At 70.0% G+C, this 15,642-nt stretch carries 16 protein-coding genes; 9 read left to right on the forward strand and 7 right to left on the reverse strand.

Going from position 1 to position 15,642, the window contains the following annotated elements:
- Positions 1-15 precede the first annotated feature (15 nt).
- From ACFP2T_RS03140 to ACFP2T_RS03150, 3 genes are read left to right on the forward strand one after another with little or no spacing between them, the layout of a single operon-like run.
- Complete coding sequence (locus ACFP2T_RS03140; protein WP_377416981.1) at positions 16-348, forward strand: hypothetical protein; 333 nt, start codon at positions 16-18, stop codon at positions 346-348.
- A complete protein-coding gene (locus ACFP2T_RS03145; protein WP_377416983.1) occupies positions 345-1,535 on the forward strand; it encodes a DUF6973 domain-containing protein in 1,191 nt (396 codons plus the stop codon). The genes ACFP2T_RS03140 and ACFP2T_RS03145 overlap by 4 nt, the downstream gene beginning before the upstream one ends.
- Positions 1,516-1,980, forward strand: coding sequence for a hypothetical protein (locus ACFP2T_RS03150; RefSeq protein WP_377416985.1), 465 nt, complete (start codon positions 1,516-1,518; stop codon positions 1,978-1,980). Before ACFP2T_RS03145 ends, ACFP2T_RS03150 begins: the two co-directional genes overlap by 20 nt.
- On the opposite strand, the gene ACFP2T_RS03155 is transcribed toward ACFP2T_RS03150, so the two are convergent.
- The gene (locus ACFP2T_RS03155) at positions 1,981-2,541 is read right to left on the reverse strand and encodes a GNAT family N-acetyltransferase (protein ID WP_377416987.1); all 561 of its coding nucleotides are present in this window, start codon (positions 2,539-2,541) and stop codon (positions 1,981-1,983) included.
- 299 nt (positions 2,542-2,840) lie between these two features.
- On the opposite strand from ACFP2T_RS03155, the gene ACFP2T_RS03160 reads away from it, so the two are divergent.
- Entirely contained in the window at positions 2,841-3,854 is a 1,014-nt protein-coding gene (locus ACFP2T_RS03160) for an MBL fold metallo-hydrolase (protein WP_377416990.1), read from the forward strand.
- Positions 3,855-3,875: 21 nt separating this feature from the next.
- Here the strand turns inward: ACFP2T_RS03160 and ACFP2T_RS03165 are convergent, their stop codons facing one another.
- On the reverse strand, positions 3,876-5,810 hold the full coding sequence (locus ACFP2T_RS03165; protein WP_377416992.1) for a LamG-like jellyroll fold domain-containing protein: 1,935 nt from the start codon (positions 5,808-5,810) through the stop codon (positions 3,876-3,878).
- Positions 5,811-6,167: 357 nt separating this feature from the next.
- Here ACFP2T_RS03165 and ACFP2T_RS03170 point away from each other — a divergent pair, with 357 nt between their 5' ends.
- Positions 6,168-6,824: a class I SAM-dependent methyltransferase gene (locus ACFP2T_RS03170; protein WP_377416994.1), complete on the forward strand. Its 657-nt coding sequence runs from the start codon at positions 6,168-6,170 to the stop codon at positions 6,822-6,824.
- A 35-nt stretch (positions 6,825-6,859) separates the two neighbouring features.
- Here ACFP2T_RS03170 and ACFP2T_RS03175 read toward each other — a convergent pair whose 3' ends face one another.
- Complete coding sequence (locus tag ACFP2T_RS03175; RefSeq protein ID WP_377416996.1) at positions 6,860-7,600, reverse strand: hypothetical protein; 741 nt, start codon at positions 7,598-7,600, stop codon at positions 6,860-6,862.
- A gap of 292 nt (positions 7,601-7,892) precedes the next feature.
- On the opposite strand from ACFP2T_RS03175, the gene ACFP2T_RS03180 reads away from it, so the two are divergent.
- The 4 genes from ACFP2T_RS03180 (at position 7,893) to ACFP2T_RS03195 (ending at position 12,553) form a co-directional block, all read left to right on the forward strand.
- Entirely contained in the window at positions 7,893-8,405 is a 513-nt protein-coding gene (locus ACFP2T_RS03180) for a phosphotransferase-like protein (protein ID WP_377416999.1), read from the forward strand.
- A 236-nt stretch (positions 8,406-8,641) separates the two neighbouring features.
- Positions 8,642-9,124, forward strand: a complete 483-nt coding sequence (locus tag ACFP2T_RS03185) for a hypothetical protein (protein WP_377417001.1) — start codon at positions 8,642-8,644, stop codon at positions 9,122-9,124.
- 230 nt (positions 9,125-9,354) lie between these two features.
- A complete protein-coding gene (locus ACFP2T_RS03190) occupies positions 9,355-12,093 on the forward strand; it encodes an HD domain-containing protein (RefSeq protein WP_377417004.1) in 2,739 nt (912 codons plus the stop codon).
- On the forward strand, positions 12,083-12,553 hold the full coding sequence (locus tag ACFP2T_RS03195; protein WP_377417007.1) for a hypothetical protein: 471 nt from the start codon (positions 12,083-12,085) through the stop codon (positions 12,551-12,553). The genes ACFP2T_RS03190 and ACFP2T_RS03195 overlap by 11 nt, the downstream gene beginning before the upstream one ends.
- 36 nt (positions 12,554-12,589) lie before the next feature.
- Here the strand turns inward: ACFP2T_RS03195 and ACFP2T_RS03200 are convergent, their stop codons facing one another.
- The 4 genes from ACFP2T_RS03200 to ACFP2T_RS03215 form a co-directional block, all read right to left on the reverse strand.
- The gene (locus ACFP2T_RS03200) at positions 12,590-13,084 is read right to left on the reverse strand and encodes an NUDIX hydrolase (RefSeq protein ID WP_377417009.1); all 495 of its coding nucleotides are present in this window, start codon (positions 13,082-13,084) and stop codon (positions 12,590-12,592) included.
- A gap of 195 nt (positions 13,085-13,279) precedes the next feature.
- On the reverse strand, positions 13,280-13,513 hold the full coding sequence (locus ACFP2T_RS03205; RefSeq protein WP_377417011.1) for a histidine phosphatase family protein: 234 nt from the start codon (positions 13,511-13,513) through the stop codon (positions 13,280-13,282).
- A 203-nt stretch (positions 13,514-13,716) separates the two neighbouring features.
- Positions 13,717-14,553, reverse strand: a complete 837-nt coding sequence (locus ACFP2T_RS03210; protein ID WP_377417013.1) for an NAD(P)H-binding protein — start codon at positions 14,551-14,553, stop codon at positions 13,717-13,719.
- Complete coding sequence (locus tag ACFP2T_RS03215) at positions 14,550-15,497, reverse strand: NAD(P)H-binding protein (RefSeq protein ID WP_377417016.1); 948 nt, start codon at positions 15,495-15,497, stop codon at positions 14,550-14,552. The genes ACFP2T_RS03210 and ACFP2T_RS03215 overlap by 4 nt, the downstream gene beginning before the upstream one ends.
- Positions 15,498-15,642: the final 145 nt, after the last annotated feature.

Below are 15,642 nucleotides of genomic sequence, written 5' to 3' on the forward strand. Positions count from 1 at the left end.
ATTTCGGGAGTCGACGTGTCGGGCTACGAGGTCGTCATCGGCGAGATCCGACGCGCCGCCAAGGCAGCGTCGGACGCGGCGGACATCGTCCGGCAGGTGAAGCTCGCAGAATCGGTTCAGCAAATCGGGTCGGCACTGCCGAGCTCCCGCTCCGCCTCCGTCGTACCGACGCTCGCCGCCGCCTGGCGACAACAGCTGACCACCTGGGCGGCGGACGCGACGACGTACGCCGACAAGCTCTCGGCGGCGGCAGACAGCTACGAGGCGAGCGACGTGCAGGCCGCCGCCAATATCCGGGTGGCCGGGACGGGCCCGGGGATGGGCAGGACGAGGCCCGAGCTGTGGTGACTCTCGCCGACCTCCGCAGGTGGGACGCCGGTGTGCTGGAGGACGTCGCGACCCAGCTCAAGCGCTGCGCCGAGGAACTGATTGGCACCGGCGACGAAGTCGCCGCATCGGCGCGGCCGACCGGCTGGATCGGCGGCTCGGCCACGGAGGCGCAGAACAATCTCCACCGGCTGGCCGACCAGTTGGAGCAGCAGGTCGCGGCCGTCTCGGCGGTCCGCCGGGCGGTGGAGGAGGCCGCCGACGACGTCGCCCAACTCCGGCGACTGGTCGCGGACGCCGACGGCCTCGCCGCCCGGTACGGGCTGGTGATCCGGGACGACGGGGCGGTCGCCACCACCGACGGCCAGCCGGCGGACGACCCCGGCCAGCGGCAGACGATGGAGAACCTGCACGCGCAGGTCAGCCTCGTGCTGCGCCGGGCGGACCAGGTCGACGCGCAGCTCGCCGGGGTGCTGGGCAGGGCACAGCGTGGGGAGATCGGCGACGGCGGGGCGACCAGCGTGGCCGGCGCCGCCCAGTACGGCGAGACCCAGGGCAGCCTGCACGACCAACTGTTGAGCAGGTACCAGGTCTCCGTCGACCCGGACGGCATGGTCAAGTGGCCGACCGGGGTGCTCGGCTGGCTCCGTGGCCAGATGGACATGACGGCGAGCGAGGCCAGGCTGCTCGACGACCTCGGCCTGTTCGGCGCCAAGGACGCGTACGACATCTACAAGAAGGCGTTGAACAGCGGCGAGAACGTCTTCGGCGGGCAGGGCCTGACCGACGGGCACTCGGACGCGTTCCGGCACGCGTACTGGAACGCGATGCTCGGCAACCGGTTCGGGGTGGAGTGGACCGAGCAGTACACGACCTCGCACGAACGGGTCAGTACCAACGCCGCCAGCGCCGAGGCGATGGACCTGCACAACAACGAGGTCGGCCGGCGGATCGCGGCGGCGAACCCGGACGCCGACCCGGACGAGCTGGCCCGGCTGGTCGAGGCCGCGGTCCACAACGGCGAGATGGTGGTGGTCGGCCAGGACGGCCAACTCGTACGCAGCAACGAGGTGGAGATGGGCCAGACCGGCCGGGCCACCGATCCGCCCGGCAAGGGTGGGATGGACCCGGAGACGACGGACGGGCACTGGTCGGGCGGCTACAACTACGGCGGCGACGGTGAGAGCTATGGCACGGTCGACAACTAGGGTGCGAGGGTGGCGCTCCGGCCTGCCGGTGCTGCTCACGCTCGTGTTCGTGTTGACGGCCTGCGGCGGAAGGGGCGGGGACGAAGCCGTGGAGTTGCGTGAGGACGCCGCGCTGAGCGAGCGGATCCGGCAGGTGCAGCGGGAGGGTGACTCGGCCCTGCTGCGGGACCTGGTCGAGGGTGACTGGGACACGGTGCACGTCTTTCCCGACCCGGTGAGCCGGGAGTTCGTCGAGCGCCGGGTCGGTGCCCCGGTCGACATGCTGGAGTTCTTCGCCATCAAGGGCCAGGTGCTGGTGTTCCTCAGGGCCGGTGAGGTGTGGCGGGCGGTCTACACCACGCCGAACAACCTGGTGGAGGGCGAGTACAGCAACCGGGTCCGGGTGCAGGCCCGGACGGAGCCGCCGAACTCACCGCTGATGGAACTGGTCGACCCGCCGGCCTGATCAGCCGGGTGCCGAGGCGGTGAGGTCGAGACGCCAGTCGTTGGAGCGCATCGGCCGCCCCGGTGGAAACTCGAACTCCGTCTCGCCGAGGAGCTGGAAACCGGCCTTGCGACAGACCGCGTTCGAGGCGGGGTTGTCGACCGACGGGAACGCGTGGGCGTACCGGTGGGTCCGTCGGGCCCGGGCCACGTCGACCACGGCGGCGAGCGCCGCGGTCGCCAACCCCCTCCCCTGGTACGTCGGCAGGATGCTCCAGCCCATCTCGAAGACCTTCTCGTCGTGCCAGAGGCGGATCCAGTAGCCGATACTTCCGACCGGTACGGCCTCCGGCAGCGCGAGCACCCGGAACATGCACCCCTGGCCGGAGTCGGCGAACCGGACGTACCGCTCGTGCCGGGCGAGCACCTGCTCGTCCGTCTCCGGGCCGCCGAGGTGGAGCTTCATCTCCGGAGTGTTGATCCGGCGCAGCAGGTCGAGGTCGTCCTCGCTCCACGGCTCGATCCGCACCCGCTCCCGCTCCCGCTCCACGGCCACGCCACCACCATCCCGTCGGTCGTCCACCTGCCCATTCAACCTGGCCGGGCGGACAGAGCCGACGGCATTTCGCCGACACGCTCCGAGGGCTGATCCGATGTAGGACGGAGCAACCCCGGGGCGACCCGGGGCGACCCGGGGCGCGACGCCGTCGGAGACGAATTTCCGGCCCGGAGCGGCGGCCGTTCACCCGCTGTGAGCAGGGCTGATATTTGAACGCATATCGGTCGGGCGTGCGGATGGTCTTGGACGGGGGCGGTCGGCCGGTGGTTTGGTTTCGACGGCATTCGACCGCTCATCTCGCACAACGATCGGAGGGCACAGCCATGCCCGAATCTCGAATCGACCGCCGGGACCTGCTCCGGACCGCCGCCGTCGGCGCCGCCGCTCTGACCTCGGTGGCCGGGCTGCCGGCGGCCGCGTCCGCGTCCGTCTCAGCGTCCGGTTCCGCGTCTGGTTCCGCGGCGGCGAGCCGGAGCAGGGCTGGAAGCGGGGCCCGGGGCGGGAACGCCGCGGCAACGTTCCGCTGGTTCGGTACGTCCGGCTGGCGGATCGACATCGGTGCCCGGACGGTACTCGTCGACCCCTACCTGACCCGGTTCAAGACCGGGCTGTTCGAGGGTGCGTTCAACCAGGCGACCGAGTTGACCGTGGACGTCGACACCGTCGCCGAGCATGCGGGTCGGCCGGAGACGGTACTGGTGACCCACACCCACTGGGACCACTTCAACGACGTACCCCGGATCGCGGCGACCAGTGGGGCCCGGGTGATCGGCACGATGACGGCGTACCACCTCGGGTTGGCGTACGGCACGCCGTCGGCGCAGTTGAGCCCGGTCAAGGGTGGGGAGTTCCTCGAATTCGGCGACTACACCGTGGAGGTGGTCGCCTCGCTGCACAGCCGGAACGCGGCGTACTCGATGGGTATCCCTGGGGTGCGGCTGAGCCAGCCGGCGAAGCCTCGCACCGTCGCCGACCTGCCCGAAGGCGACACGCTCGCCTACCAGTTGACCGTCAAGAACGGGCCGGCGGTGTTCTTCATGGGCGGCAGTGACTTCGTGGAGCGGAACGTCTCCGGCCTGGCACCGGACGTCGCCATGATCGCGATGGCGTCCAGCGACGCCACCCACGAGTACATCCCCCGGCTGATCGACGCGCTGGACCGGCCGGAGATCGTGGTGCCGGTGCACTGGGACAACTTCGAGACGGCGCTGCGGAATCCGCCACAGACCCTGCCGGCCGACCGCCAGCGGCTCGACGCCATGGTCCAGGCCGTTCGGAAGGCCGCCCCGAAGACCAGGGTCGTCGTTCCGGAGTACCTCACCAGCTACACGTTCTAGAGGTCTCGTAGCACGACGAGGTCAGGCGCGGAGGAAGCTGCTGGCCGGCAACGGCCGGTCGACGATGCGGATGTCGCCGATCCAGCCGTAGAAGCCCTGCTGGACGATCCGGTCGTGATGGTGGGCGCCGACGAGCCACGGCTCCCGGGTGGTGGCCAGCCCGGTCGCCTTGGCCGACGGGTTCCGGAGCAGTTTGATGCCGTCGATGAAGAGCGTGCTGTGCCGGCCGTCGTTGACCACCGCGACGTGGAACCACTCGTCGGCGCGCATCTCGTGGCCCCAGTTGGCGATGTGGCCGTGCTGCTCGGCCGGGAAGACCGCCCACCGCACCGCCATCCCGTCGGACATGCTGAGCGCCGCAATCGGTGCCGCCGGGTCGCCGCCGAGCTTTCCGGCGTCCCGGCCGGCACCGAACCGGCTCAGGATGCTCATATCGGCGTGGTCGTCGGTGGATCGGACGTCCGCCGGCAGCTTCACGAACGCCTCGATCGTGTACCCCTGGTCGAACGTCGCCGCGTTCAGCGGTGCCCCGTCGACCGTACGCAGATAGGCGCCGCGCGCCGGTCGCCTGCCTCCGTCGGCTCGCCTGCCGGCGTCGGCTTGCCTGCCGGCGTCGGCTTGCCGGCTGCCGTCGACTTGCCTGCTGCCGTCGAAGAAGAGGCTCGCGTGGGCCGGCTGGTCGGCGTGGTGCCCGGTCGACCAGCGCAGCGCGGCCGGGCCACTGCCGGAAAGGGTCACCCGGGTCAGGTGGTTACCCCGGCCGGAGAGGTCGTCGATCCGGACGTCGTCCGGCACGGCGGTGCCCTCGGCCCGGCCCTGGTCGAACCGCCAGTAGGCCACGGTGCCGTCGACCAGTACGGCGGACGCGTCACGCGGCGGACGTCGGGCGACCGGGGCGAAGCCGGCGAACCGGTCGGCGAAGTCGATGCCGAGGGAGAACCGGTTGGCCGGGTCGGTCAGCTCGACCTCCCGTCGTGCGAGCGCGTTCCGCTGCTCCGGCCGCTGACCGAGGATCCACGGCGAGATCGTCTCGACGTCGATCGTGTTGCGGGCCAGGTCGAAGTGGTAGAGCCGGAGCATCGCCCCACCGCCGTAGTAGCGATCCTGGTAGTTGGTGATGTGCACGTGCACGTCCCGGCCGGCGGCATTGCGCCGCACGAGGCGTCCCGGCGGCCAGTAGTGCCCGTTCAGGGTGAGGAAGATCTGGTCGCTCTCCGCGATCAGGCCGTCCCAGAGCCGCCGGCCATGGTCGGAGAGCCAGGCGACACCGGTCTCGTCGGAATCCGCGAGGTCGTGGGTGGTCAAGATCGCCGGGGTACGCGGGTGCGCGGCGAGCACCGACCGGGCCCAGTGGAGGGTGCCGTCCGACGGACGCCAGTCGAGCGCGAGCAGCAGCCACTCGCGTCCGGCGGCGGTGAACCGGTGGTACGTGTTGTAGCCGTCCGGCGTACCGCCGCCGTAGCTTGGCAACCGGCCTGCCCGGTGCGGCCCGAAGACTTCCAGGTACGGGCTCGGTCCACGCTGGTCCGTGGCGGACGCGTCGATGTCGTGGTTGCCCGCCAACACGCTGTACGGCACCCGGTGCTGGTCGAAGACCTCGAAGACCTGGCCCGCCTCGGCCAGTTCGGCGGCGCCCGCGTTCTCGACGATGTCCCCGAGGTGGGCGGTGAAGACGATGTTCTGCTCCGCCTGGTGGTCCAGAATCCAGCTCAGCGTCGCCGCCAGCGGTGCCGGATCGCCCCGATCGCCGTCGAAGAGATACTGGGTGTCCGGGATGACGGCAAGGGTGAATCGGGGCGACGCCGGGTCACGACCGTCGCCGGTGCGGTCGCCGCTCCGCCCGGGCAGGTCCAGGACCGGAAGAAGCGCCCCGGCCGCCGTGCCGCCGCCGACCAGCCCGGCCCCGACCAGTCCGGCACCCTGGAGGAAGCTACGCCGGCTCGGGGTCTCTCCCATGATCGCGCTCCTCGGATGTCGCAAGGCTCGCAGCCGGTCCGCAACCGTCCGGAGCCGGTCCGCAACCGGTCCGCAACCGGTCCGGAGCCGGTCCGCAGCAACCATCGTCCGATGGTCTGCCGACGTCAATCCAGCCGCGTCACGACGCTACCGGCGGGGTCGAGGGACGTGCCAGAGGCCCGGTTTCACGTCGAGCCAGACCCGACCGGCACGATGCCGCTGGTATGCGCGGGCGACTGCGGCCCGGAGCAGCGGGTGGCGGGACGGGGTCGACGCAATCCTCGACACGGTGACGTACCTCCGATCGGCGGTCGGTACGAAGAGCCGGTCGAGCCGGCACCATTAGGATCCACCGCCATGTCCGACGCACAGTTTCTCGCCGACACCCGGGACTCCTACGACGCCACGGTCAACGAGTACGTCGACATGTTCGGCTCGGACCTCGACGGCAGACCCCTCGACCGGGCATTGCTGGCCACGTTCGCGGAGCTGGTACGCGCTGGCGGGAACGGCCCGGTCGCCGACGTCGGCTGCGGACCCGGCCGGGTGACGATCGTGTTGCACGAGCTGGGGCTGGACGCGTTCGGCATCGACCTGTCGCCCGGGATGATCGCCCACGCCCGCCGTACCTATCCGGGTCTGCGGTTCGAGGTCGGCTCGATGCTGGCCCTCGACCTGCCCGACGCGTCGCTCGGCGGCCTGCTCGCGTACTACTCGGTCATCCACGTTCCGTGGGAGCGCCGACCCGAGGTATTCGCCGAGTTCCACCGGGTGCTGGCGCCGGGCGGACAGCTGATGCTCGCCTTCCAGGTCGGCGACGATTGCATGCACCGCGACGAGGTCTTCGGCAAGCCGATCAACTGCGACTGGTACCGGCAGCAACCGGACGACATCTCCAAGCTGCTCCACGACGCCGGCTTCGCGCTGTGGGCGACGGTGGTGCGGGAGATCGACGGCGTGGACAAGACCCCGCAGGGGTTCGTGCTGGCACGCAAGGTCGCCGAGCCGACCTGAGGTTTCGCGCGCGGGCGATGCGTCCGGCAGCGCTGCTAGCCGTAGTACCTCGGCGGTGATGCCGGCATCTCCTGACCGGGCAACGGTCCGAAGTACGGGTCGACCGGCGGCGGCAGGTCCGGATCGAGCGGCGGGCTGGCGTACGGGTCCGCGGGCGGGGGCATACCCGGGTCCGTCGACGGGTTCGGGTACGACCCGGCCGGCGAGGTGGGGTTCGACTGGTACGCCCCGGCCCCCGACACGGCTCCGACGGGGCTACCCGGCCCGTACGTCGGGCCGTAGCCGGGCGGCGTGGACGGCGGCGGGAAGTGGCCGGCCGCCTGGGGCACCGACTGTGGCATTCCCGGCCACGCCTGCGCCTGCGCCTGCGTCTGCGCCTGCGTCTGGTGGGCGTACCACGGCTGGTGCTCGGCCCGCCAGCGCAGCCAGGACGAGTTGATGACGCAGGCGTGCACGATGCTGACCAGCCAGCCCAGCAGGAACAGGCCGGCGCCGAGGTCGGATGCGACGCTGTCCGCAGGGGTGCTGCCGACGATCAGGAACGACGGCCAGGCGAACGCGAGGTAGACGACGCCGGGAACCCACCAGGCCGGTCGACGGGCCCGCAGTCCGATGTAGAGGAAACCGAGTCCGGCCAAACAGTTGAAGCCGAGGATGGGCAGGAGCAGCCACGAGCTGTGCCCGATCCGCCACCACACGCTCGCTTGTGGGTTCGGGGTGATCGGTGTCGGCTGGGCCGGCGACTGCTGCCAGGTACCACCAGGCACGTACGACATCGTGCTCCTCTTGCCCGTCCGCTCGGTGACGTCGACCTCGTGGTGGTCGGCGGCATGCCCGTCGTCGACGGTGTCCGCCCCGACCGGGTCCTCCGAGACGGCACCTTAGTGGAGGGACCGGGCGCGGCGGGGGCCCGGCGGCGGTGGGGCCGGGCCCGGGGGGCCCGCTAAACCTGGCCGACTTTCGCAGCGGGCCTTGACTAAATTCGCGGCGTCATCCGCCCAGATTCGCACCGTTTTCGTGGCTAGCCTTCACCCCGAACCGAGCCCCCTTGGGTGAATGGAGTCCCCCATGCTGTTGCTCGCCGGCCCGCCGGGTGCGGGCAAGTCCACCGTCGCCGAACTTCTCGCCTCCTCGGCCGAGGGGCCGGCGGTGCACCTGCACACCGACAGCTTCCACGTCTGGATCCGCTCGGGGTTCGTGCTGCCGTACCTGCCGGAGGCCGCGCGACAGAACGAGACCGTCACCGAGGTGATGATCGCTGCGGCGCTCGCCTACGAGCGGGGTGGCTACGACGTCGTCCTCGACGGCATCCTCGGCCCGTGGATGCTCGACGGGTTCCGGCTGGCCTGCGCCGACGTCTCGTACGCGGTCCTGCGCCCCAGCCTCGACGTCGCCCTCGCCCGCGCCGCCGCCCGAGAGGGCCGCCAACTGACAGCGGTGGAACCGATCACCGGCCTGTACACCGCGTTCGCCGACCTCGGCCCGTTGGAACGTCACGTCGTCGACTCCACCGAGCAGACCGTCGAGCAGACCGCCGCCGCTGTCGCCACGGGTTATCGGGGCGGCCGATTCACACTGTGAGCTGGGATGCGCCGTGACCTGTGATATCAGCCCGCCGTCGGGTCGCCCCACGGCGGCAGGTCCGACCGAGGCGGCGGTACGGGCTGGCGGGGCTGTCCGGCCCGTACGGCGGACGGGGAGACGATGAGCACCGAGGATCGGATCGAACGGGCCAGGCAGGCGTGTCAGCGGGCCATCTTCGTGGGTGATGTCGCCGCACAGGATCTGCGGCAGGTCGAGGAAGCGAGGACGCGACCGTGGACGGCTCGGACATGATCCCGCTCGTTGCCATCGGCCTGGTACGCACCACCGATCGTGAGGTCCACGGCGACCTTCTCCTACGCCTGGGCACCTACCGCCACACCTGCGATTCGTACTACCTGGCCATCGACGACTCACCCGCCGCCGGTGCCACCATCGAAGAGGACCTGGCCCGCTTGCTGGACCAGTGGGTTCAGCAGCTACGGCAACTCACCCCAGCAGGGGTGGTGTTCCTGCCTTTCGACTTTTCCGACCAGTGCACCGCCTGGCTACGAGTCGAATGCCCGGACGTCGACCGAGCCGTGGTCCAGGCAGGCTGGAGCTCGCTGGAGGGGTACAGCATCATGCCCTCGACCTTCACCGAAGCTGCCACACCCGAAGACTTCGCGCCCATCACCAACGCGACGATCGCGTGCCGGCTGTCCGACCTCATCACGACCTTGGAGCACAGCCGCGACGCCGTCCGGCATGGAGATTGACGGTCGGCGGCGTCAATGTGATCTTGTCTAGCCGTCCGACTGACGCGGCGAATCCGGCGATGTCATCGGTTCGATTCGGACCAGCTCAACCGATCTTGTGTGGCACCCACCAAAAGGCAGTTTCTGGAGGCGTACGGCCACTCGGGGCGACCTGCCGGCTCGCTACCGTTATGACACAGTTGCCACTATGGTCGAACGACCATGCCGGCGACTCGTGGAGCCTCCGTCCTATGTCCCAGGTCTTCGAACAGACACCTTTGTGGCGACGCACGCTGGCTCCACAGCCCGCAGACCCGTACGCGGGCCCACGCGAGACGCTACGGGCGGCATACCTCCAGTTCAGGACCACGGTGACGCCGCTGGCGGCGGAGATCGCACTGTCGATGCCGATGTTCACGGATCACTCGATCGTGCATATCGACGCCTTGTGGGATACGGCTTCCCTGGTGTGTGGCGATGACCTCCCGCTGAACCCGGCGGAGGCATTCGTTCTCGGTGGCGCATTCCTGATGCACGATCTCGGTATGGGCCTCGCCGCCTACCCGTTGGGGCAGGCCGAGGTGACAAGCGATCCCGAATTCGCCGATCTGCTCGCCGGGAACGAGGCCCGACTGCGCGACACGGACGCGTCGATCGCAGCGGAGGAATTGAGCCGCGCGGCGCACGACCAGAGCGTGATCGACCTGCTCCGGCTCCGGCACGCCGGACAGGCAGAGCGGCTGATCGCCTCCCCGTTCCGCACCTCGAACGGCGAAGACCTGTACCTCCTCCAGGACGGCGCACTGCGACACCACTTCGGCTCGCTGATCGGCCGGATCGCCGCCAGCCACTGGTGGGACGTCGACGACCTGCGCTGCCTGGAGCAACGGCAGGGGTCCTGCGCCGACCATCCGGCGGGGTGGGACATCGACCCGCTGAAGATCGCCTGCATTCTGCGGCTCGCGGACGCGGCCCAGGTCGACCACCGGCGCGCGCCGACGTACCTGCACGCCTTCCGGAAGGTCACCGGACTGTCCCGGGACCATTGGCATTTCCAGGAGCGGTTGACCCGGCCGCGGGTCGTCGGTGATCGACTCGAATACACCGCCACCCGCCCGTTCGGCCGGGACGAGGCCGAGGCGTGGTGGCTGGCGTACGACACGGTTCGGATCATCGACCGCGAGCTGCGCCAGGTCGACGCCCTCTGCGCGGACCTGAACCGCCCCCGGTTCACCGTACGGTCGGTGGCCGGAGCCGACTCGCCGGAACGGCTCGCGGTCTACATCCGTACCGACCGGTGGCGGCCGGTCGACGCCAGCCTCACCGTGAAGGACGTCAAGCGGGTCATCGCCACCCTCGGCGGTCACGACCTCTACGGCAACCGGCCGGACGTCGCGCTGCGCGAACTGGTCGCCAACGCCGCCGACGCGGTCCGGGCCAGGTCGGCGTACGAGACCGGGGCGCCGGGCACGGTGACCGTGCGACTGTCCCGGGAGAACGACGACTGGTGGCTCACGGTCGAGGACCGGGGAATTGGGATGGATCCCCGGACCATGGTGCGGGCGCTCACCGACTTCGGATACTCGCGGTGGCGCTCGGAAGAGGCCCTGCGGCAGTACCCGGGCATCATGGCAAAGGGCTTCCAGCCGACCGGCCGGTTCGGCATCGGCTTCTTCGCGGTGTTCATGGTCGCCGACGAGGTGCAGGTACGCAGTCTCGCCTACGAGGACGGGCCGCGCTCCACCCACGTACTCGAATTCCGGCACGGCCTGGCGGGCCGGCCGCTGCTGCGGGAGGCCGATCCGCCCGAGCGGCTCCGGTGGCACGGCACCACGGTGCGGGCCCGACTCCGTGACGACCCCCGGACCATCGACGGGCTGTTCCGGACCGACCAGCGGCGACTGTCGCACACGAAGCTCCTGCACGGGCTGCTCACCCGGATGTGCGCGCTGATCGACGTCAACATCGAGAGCCAGGGCCCGGACGACGCGGCCCCGGTACGACTCGTCACCGCGAACGACTGGCTGGAGATCTCGCCTGCGGAGTTGTTCCGTCGGATCTATCCCCGGGAGGAGGCGGACTACCATAACCGGCTGTACTACGACTCGTACGAGAAAATCTTCGTGGAGCGGGCTCGGGAGCTGCGTGACGATTCGGAGCAGGTCATCGGGCGAGCAATGATCGCGTCGGGCTGGGAGCCTCTCGATTCCGACGTCCAGCTCTGGGAGCTTCCGGAGGCACCGATCTATGTGGGCGGCCTTCAGGCGGGCGAGATCGAGTACTGCATGGGAGCCTTCGTCGGGATGCCGCTGACCGCCGACCGGCTCAAGGCCTTCCCGGTGGCCAGTCCGGAGATCCTGCGAGAATGGGTCGAATCCCAGGCCGAGATCGCCCGGCACAGCCCGGGAGCCGTCGTCTCGAATCTCATCTTCACCGCCATACTCGCCCGTGGCCTGGGCGCCCAGGCCCTGAAACTGCCCTGCGCCGAGACGAGTGCCGGCTACCTCGACCAGGCCGCGTTGGGGGACTGGCTCGCGGGTCGGGACGAGGTGCTACTGGTCAGCCCTCGGTTCCACATCTTCCACATCGACGCCCGCCAGCCCCGGTTCTTCACGTTCTCCGGCGAGGAGGTGGGGATGCGCGAGAACTGCCTCGTCGCGAGTCTCTACAGCATGTGGCTGTTTCCCGACGAGGTACTGCCACGACCCCGTGACGAACGGTTCGCCGACGCGATCGCACCGGAGTCGGGCTCCTGGCACGCGCAGTCCTGGTGGTACGACACCGGCAACTTCGGGTCGATCAGCCTGGTCATGCATCGGATCGCCGAGGTTTGGGGGTTGGAGATCCCGGAGCTGCTCGACCTGATGGAGCCGCTGCACTTCGAGGACGACGGCGACCGGCGCATGGAACTGACGAAGACCGGCGGCGGCACGCTGCGGGTGAACATGATCCGGATACGTCGACCCAAGGGTGCCCGCGATGACGACTGAGCCGCAGAGCACCGCCGTCGCCGACTTCCACCTAGAGCGCTACAAGTACATCCTCCAGCAGCTCCACGCCAGCAACGAGAACGTCTACCGGTTCCTCGCCATCTACCAGGCGCTCGCGACGACTCTCGCCGGGGGGGCGCTGGCGGTCTTCGTGGGCTACCGCAAGTGGGAGATCAGCGCCGAGACGGCCCGTGCCGGAGTCATCGGATTGCTGTGCCTGATCACCCTCGTCGCCGCCTTCACCACGCTGCTCATCTTCGTCGGCATCCTCAACTGGCTGGACTACCGCCGGGAGGAGTGCGAGCTGACCGACGAGGCGGTACGGCCGGGGTTCCGGAAGCCGCCCCGGCACAGGAACCTCGTCCGCTGGTACGAGACGTACATCATCCTGTTCATCGTCGTCTCGGCCGTCCTGATGTGGGTGTTCGCGCTGACCCTGGTCCTGCCCGAGATGAACTGACCCTCGACGGTGGTCGTCTTCCTGGCCGATGGCCGTTCAGGACCACTGTTCGAACGGTTCGTCGATTTCCTCGCCGTCGAGGAACGGCCCGAGTAGTTCCGGCAGGCGGCCCGGGTAGAACCGGCCGGTGCTGCCGACAATCTCGGCCATCGGGTACCACCGGTAGTCGAAGTAGTCCTCGTCCTCGAACTCCACCCGGGCCGCGCCGTCCACCGGTGGCTCGGGTGTCGACAGCCGGACCACCACGACCACCTCGTTGTTTATCAGCCGCTCGCCGCGATAGCGGAACGTCGCCCGTCGCCGCCAGGTCGGCGCGCCCACCTGCTCAGGGGTGATCGCGATGCCGGTCTCCTCGGCCAGTTCCCGGACCGCCGCCTCGCGATACGTCTCGCCCGGCTCGATCCCGCCGCCGGGCAGTTCCCACCAGGTGCCGAGTTCGGGGTAGGTCGGGTCCTTGGTGTGGAACAGCAGCACGTGACTGAGCGCGTCGAGGACCACGACTCGCACGACGCTGCGCTCGATGACGTTCACCCATACGAGTATGGCTTCGCATCTCGACGTCACCGAAGCGGGACGCCACCCAGGCCCGGCCCGGTCACCTCGGGCTGCTGAGAGATGGCGTCGAAGCGTAGACAGTAGACCGCCGGCATCGGCATGTGCTGCCAGAAGAGCCGGTCCACGGTTGCGCCGAACCCGCGAAGCGCCCGCGTGACGAAGGTGCCACGGCTACCGAGCAGCACCCGCTTGCCGGCGTACCCGCAACTCCCACCCGGTCTGCACCTCAAGCCCGAGTGCGTGCGCCGCTGGCGCGACGGTCTGGATCACGCGGAGGTACGGGCTCGACCACACCGCCGCCGGACGCGGCACGATGGGCGGGTCAGCCAGGGCGAGCGCCTGCCGAAGACCGTCGGCGGCGAGCGGGCGCGAAAGTTCGTCCGGGCCGTCCGCTGGTCGGGGCATGGAGAGCGCGTGACGGACAACACCACCTCGGTCTGCAACTCAGCTCAGCCTTTCCCGCCGGTGTTTCGGGAACGACGGTAGCGCCGAGCAGCAGACCGCAGTAGACGTTGATCCGATCTGCAGGCGTAGCCGATCAGCAACACGCATCAGGCGGTGGAGGCGGCGGTGCGGCGCTTTCGGCGACTGCCGCCCCCACCCTCGGCCTACCGGAAATCCGCCGCGTGGTCCGTGGCCCATTCCGCGAACGTACGGGCGGGCCGGCCGGTCAGCCGCGGGACGACACTGGCCCACTCCTCGTTCACCGGCTCCGGGTTCCGCACGGACTCCGCCCAGACCATGAAGATCCAGTCCACGAACGCCTCCGGATAGCCGTCCCGGATCCACTGCCCACGGGCCTCGACGGGATCCAGCTCCTCGAACCGGACCTCCTCGCCGATCGCGGCGCCGATCGCGTGCGCCTGGGCGACCGTCGTCAGCGCCTCGGGCCCGGCGAGGGTGTACTTCCGGCCGGCATGACCGTCCTCGACGAGGACTGTCGCGGCCACCGCCGCGACGTCGGCCTCGTGGGTGGGTTGGGTCACCGCACCGCCGTACGGGCGGCGGACTACCCGCTCCGCCTTGATGGCCGCCGCCCAGCCCAGCCAGTTCAGCGCGAACTCGCCCGGCCGGACGTGTGTCCATTCCAGACCGGAATCCTCGACGGCGCGCTCGACGGGCAGGTAGCCGCCCGGGCCGTCGTCGCTGTCGGCCATCGCCCCGGAGAGCACCACTATCCGGCGTACCCCGGTCTGCTTGGCTGCGGCGACGACCTCCCGGGCCGTACTCCCGATCGGAAACAGGTACATCCGGTCGACGCCGTCGAAGACCCCCTCCAGCGAGGCCGGATCCTCGAGATCACCGCCGACCACCTCGACCCCGTAGGGCAGGTTCGCCGCCGCCGGCGTACGGGTGAGCGCGCGGACGTGCTGTCCGGCGTTCAGTAGTTCGGCGACGACGAGCCGTCCCACCGTGCCGGTCGCGCCGGTGACCAGGATCGTCATGCCGCGACCTCCGTCCGGGACGCAGTGCGGAAGTCGGCCGGGTGGTCGACCCGGAAGTCGGCCGCGTGGTCGACGGCCCACTGCGCGAACGTACGCGGCGGTCGGCCGGTCACCCGCTGGAGGGTGGCCGTCGGTGGGAGCACCCCGGTCCCCTCGACCGCATCGGCGAGCAGCGCGATCATCCAGTCGACGCTCTCCTCGGGACAGCCGGCCCGGAGCCACTGGAGACGCGCCTCGGCTGGATCCAACTCCTCGAACCGGACCTCCACGCCGATCGCGGCACCGATCGCCGCCACCTGCTCCACCTGGGAGACCTTCGCCGGACCGGTGAGGGTGTACGCGGCGCCGACGTGATCGTCCGTGAGCAGCGCCGCGACCGCCACGTCGGCGACATCGGCCTCGTGCACCAACGGATAGCCGGCCGTGGCGTACGGCCCGCGCACGGCCCGCTCGGCGCGGATCGGCGCGGCCCAGCGCAGGGCGTTGACCGCGAGCAGCCCTGGCCGCACATGGGTCCACTCGGCGCCGGAAGCCTCCACCGCGAGTTCCAGCCCTCGGTGCGCCTCCCGTTCCTCGGTCAGATGCCGCCGCAGCGCGTCGCTGCCGCTCCCGGCGTCGGGCGGGAGTCCGGCTGCGGCGGCGGAGTGGACGACGATCCTGCGGACGCCCGCCCGCACCGCCTCCCCGACGAAGCCGGGAAATCCGTCGCCGGAGTCGGGTGTGTAGTAGGCGAACGGGAACAGGTGGACGCGCTCGACCCCGTCGAGCGCCGCCGACCAGGTCTCCGGCCGAAGAAAATCTCCCTGGACCACCTCGACACCGTCCGGGAGGCGCGCGGCCCCGGGCTCGCGGGTCATCGCCCGTACCGTCTGCCCGGCCGCCACCAGCCGGTCCACCACCTGGCGACCCACATTGCCGGTCGCGCCGGTCACTAGAATCGTCACGTTGCTCCCTCTTGAAATCCCTGGATGGGGCGATAGACCGCCGTCGCGAAGCCACGGCCAATGGCGCGGCGGCGGTCACCAGGGAGAGTAGGTCGGATTCAAGAAGGCCGCACATAGCACATGTGTACGAGCAAGCGCCGCCGAC

Source organism: Plantactinospora solaniradicis (assembly GCF_042658085.1).
GTDB lineage: Bacteria > Actinomycetota > Actinomycetes > Mycobacteriales > Micromonosporaceae > Plantactinospora > Plantactinospora solaniradicis.

Coding starts and splice junctions, on each gene's coding strand:
- ACFP2T_RS03195 (WP_377417007.1), top strand. CDS start 12,083: ATGACGACTGAGCCGCAGAGCACCGCCGTCGCCGACTTCCACCTAGAG.
- ACFP2T_RS03180 (WP_377416999.1), top strand. CDS start 7,893: ATGCTGTTGCTCGCCGGCCCGCCGGGTGCGGGCAAGTCCACCGTCGCC.
- ACFP2T_RS03190 (WP_377417004.1), top strand. CDS start 9,355: ATGTCCCAGGTCTTCGAACAGACACCTTTGTGGCGACGCACGCTGGCT.
- ACFP2T_RS03160 (WP_377416990.1), top strand. CDS start 2,841: ATGCCCGAATCTCGAATCGACCGCCGGGACCTGCTCCGGACCGCCGCC.
- ACFP2T_RS03175 (WP_377416996.1), bottom strand. CDS start 7,600: ATGTCGTACGTGCCTGGTGGTACCTGGCAGCAGTCGCCGGCCCAGCCG.
- ACFP2T_RS03205 (WP_377417011.1), bottom strand. CDS start 13,513: ATGCCCCGACCAGCGGACGGCCCGGACGAACTTTCGCGCCCGCTCGCC.
- ACFP2T_RS03170 (WP_377416994.1), top strand. CDS start 6,168: ATGTCCGACGCACAGTTTCTCGCCGACACCCGGGACTCCTACGACGCC.
- ACFP2T_RS03165 (WP_377416992.1), bottom strand. CDS start 5,810: ATGGGAGAGACCCCGAGCCGGCGTAGCTTCCTCCAGGGTGCCGGACTG.
- ACFP2T_RS03210 (WP_377417013.1), bottom strand. CDS start 14,553: ATGACGATCCTGGTCACCGGCGCGACCGGCACGGTGGGACGGCTCGTC.
- ACFP2T_RS03150 (WP_377416985.1), top strand. CDS start 1,516: ATGGCACGGTCGACAACTAGGGTGCGAGGGTGGCGCTCCGGCCTGCCG.